Source organism: Burkholderia sp. RF7-non_BP4 (assembly GCF_001521935.1).
Taxonomy (GTDB): domain Bacteria; phylum Pseudomonadota; class Gammaproteobacteria; order Burkholderiales; family Burkholderiaceae; genus Burkholderia; species Burkholderia diffusa.
The window spans coordinates 1-2,316 of the sequence record NZ_LOTA01000074.1 but is presented as its reverse complement, the minus strand read 5'-3'; the positions used below and the strand labels follow the sequence as shown (position 1 = coordinate 2,316).

The 2,316-nt window shown below is 60.8% G+C and carries 3 protein-coding genes and 2 pseudogenes; 4 read left to right on the top strand and 1 reads right to left on the bottom strand.

Annotation, left to right across the window (positions count from 1 at the left end; all coding sequences use genetic code 11):
* Positions 1–181: 181 nt before the first annotated feature.
* The 4 genes and pseudogenes from WS49_RS22770 (at position 182) to WS49_RS36550 (ending at position 1,721) form a co-directional block, all read left to right on the top strand.
* Positions 182–916, top strand: a complete 735-nt coding sequence (locus tag WS49_RS22770) for an SIMPL domain-containing protein (protein WP_059533526.1) — start codon at positions 182–184, stop codon at positions 914–916.
* An 84-nt stretch (positions 917–1,000) separates the two neighbouring features.
* Positions 1,001–1,165, top strand: a pseudogene (locus tag WS49_RS35265) (hypothetical protein); the annotation flags it as partial.
* A gap of 88 nt (positions 1,166–1,253) precedes the next feature.
* A complete protein-coding gene (locus tag WS49_RS35260) occupies positions 1,254–1,409 on the top strand; it encodes a hypothetical protein (protein ID WP_156437329.1) in 156 nt (51 codons plus the stop codon).
* A gap of 186 nt (positions 1,410–1,595) precedes the next feature.
* Positions 1,596–1,721, top strand: a complete 126-nt coding sequence (locus WS49_RS36550; RefSeq protein WP_082722064.1) for an IS4/Tn5 family transposase DNA-binding protein — start codon at positions 1,596–1,598, stop codon at positions 1,719–1,721.
* A 25-nt stretch (positions 1,722–1,746) separates the two neighbouring features.
* Here the strand turns inward: WS49_RS36550 and WS49_RS35720 are convergent.
* Positions 1,747–2,316, bottom strand: a pseudogene (locus WS49_RS35720) (hypothetical protein); the annotation flags it as partial.

The window sequence follows — 2,316 nt, the reverse complement described above, 5'->3', positions numbered from 1 at the left end:
CCACGCAAGACACTAAACTTCGATACACCGGCTGAACGATTCCATCAAGCTGTTGCATCGACCGGTTGAATCCACCACCGCTGTCGGCCGATCGGGCCGGCTGTTATTTTCTTCGGCGCGCGGTCCACCCGCGTCGCGCACGCGTGATCCGCGTGCGCGCACTCATACAAGGAGTCCAACAATGACCAAGAAATCCGCACTCGCGCTGTCGCTTGCCCTCGCCGTTCCCGTCGCGCTGACGCTCGCGTCGCCCGCCGTGCACGCGCAAACTGCGAACCCGCATTTTCCGGAACCGGCGGGCGTGCTGTCGCTGTCGTCACAGGCCAGCGCCGATATGCCGCAAGACATCATCCACATCACGCTGTTCTATGAACAGCAGGCCAAGGATCCGGACAGCCTCACGGCCGCGCTGAATCAGCGCGCCGATGCCGCGCTGTCGCAGGCGAAGAGCGTCTCGGGCCTCTCCGCGCATACGGGCGCATTCTCCGTGTATCCGAGCACCGATCGCGACGGGAAGATCTCCGCATGGCGCGGCCGTACCGAGGTCGCGCTCGAATCGCGCGATATCGCTGCGGCGTCGAAGCTTGCAGGCCAGCTGTCGAACCTGATGCAGGTCGCGAACGTCGAGTTCTCGCTGTCGCCTGAAGCGCAGCGCACGGCCGAGCAGAAGCTCACGACCGAAGCGATCAAGTCGTTCCGCGCCCGCGCGGACGAAGCCGCGAAGGCGTTCGGCTACAGCAGCTACACGATCCGCGATGTCAATGTGGGCAGCGGCCGCAACGTACAGCCATACACGCGCGTGATGGAGATGGCTGCGGGACCGATCGGTAGCGCGAAGATGAGCGCGCCGATCGCGGTCGAAGGCGGCAAGGCAACCGTGTCGGTGACGGTCAACGGTTCGGTGCAGATGAAGTAATGCGCGCATCGCGGCGTGTTGCCACCAACTAACGCGAGAATGCCGGCCCGAGGGTCGGTATTTTCCGTTACGCACGGGCAACGATCACCCGTGCTGCATCAAACGATCGTGTTCGCAGCGCAGATGCTCGGCTATCCACGTCATCCGTCGCAGCACTCGGGCGGCTTCGTGATCAGTCGCAGCGAACTCACGCGGCTCGTGCCTCTCGAGGATGCCGCGATGGACGATCGCACGATCATCCAGTGGAACGTAAGCCCCGGCAATGTCACCTTGAATCGTCGGGGTGATGAAGGCACGATCGTGTCCACCAAATTCTTTAAATGGACACGTGTACGCTATGGACGAGAATGAGGCGATTTCGGAAGCGGTGCAGCCGACGCGGCGTCGCCGCCGCAGTAAAGAGTTCAAGGAAACGGTGATCCGTGCGGTGACGCGTAAGCGCTCTTTGAAGCTTGCTGTTATCCACATTTTTCTGCCTTTCTCTGTTAACTAGGATTCATTCATGTTAACGTCGTTGTGTGCTCCTTAGATGAAGGAAGGGCGCAATGACGAGCGGAGGCAGTCGAAAGCGTACACTGGGAGAAGCGTTTGGGGCTAATGCTTGGCTGAATGAGGAAGCTGGGCAGAGCCGGTTTCGCGATGAGCGTCTTGGCATAAGATTTCGCCTGGTTCCGAGCGCTTGTGGTCGTATGTCGGGCAGAGCATTCCGATGGCATTTCAGGACTGGTGCAACACGAAAGCAGCCTACTGGTTTCTGTCCTATCCCAAGGTGAGCGAACAGGACATACTGAGTGGGCGACTTTGAAGTCGCGCGAGGCCGGTTCGCTTCATCAGAAGGTCCCGTACTGAACTTGCAGGATACGACTGAATTCTCGTACAAACGGGACCGGCCTGAGTTGATTGATTCGACACGCAAGGTGCCGAGTCGTCCTGACAAGAAGCGGCAAAGCCCGGCATACGGTTTGCGGGATCCTGATGCGTTCGAGTCTGGCTGTTAGCCTCGCGATCGGCACCATCGCCCGTAGCGATGCACCCCGTGTGGTCCCGAACCAGAATCCCAATACTGGCGCGGTCTCGCGCGCAAAGTACATCAGCAGGCTGCCCGCTGTTGCTGCAATGGCCGGATCCTTCAGTGTGCCGTCTGCCACTCCGGCCATCACCCGGAACACGATCCGACCGTCGACGCCACGATCGCCAGGCTCAGCGTCGGTCGCATCCAGTCCTGCGACTGCTGCGCGGCCAGCTTGCGCGCTGTCCCGATCGACTGCCTCGGCGGCATCGGCCTGCAGGCGATGCTGCTCGACCGTCACGATCAGTTGTTGCAGCGTAAGCGTGGAGCCGATACCGTGTTGACGGCGTGAGTTACCGGTTTCCCCAACGATTGGAAGCCATGCGTAGCA

What these genes read in the sequence shown, in the direction of transcription:
- WS49_RS22770 (WP_059533526.1), top strand. Translation starts at nt 182, where the DNA reads ATGACCAAGAAATCCGCACTCGCGCTGTCGCTTGCCCTCGCCGTTCCC.
- WS49_RS35260 (WP_156437329.1), top strand. Translation starts at nt 1,254, where the DNA reads ATGGACGAGAATGAGGCGATTTCGGAAGCGGTGCAGCCGACGCGGCGT.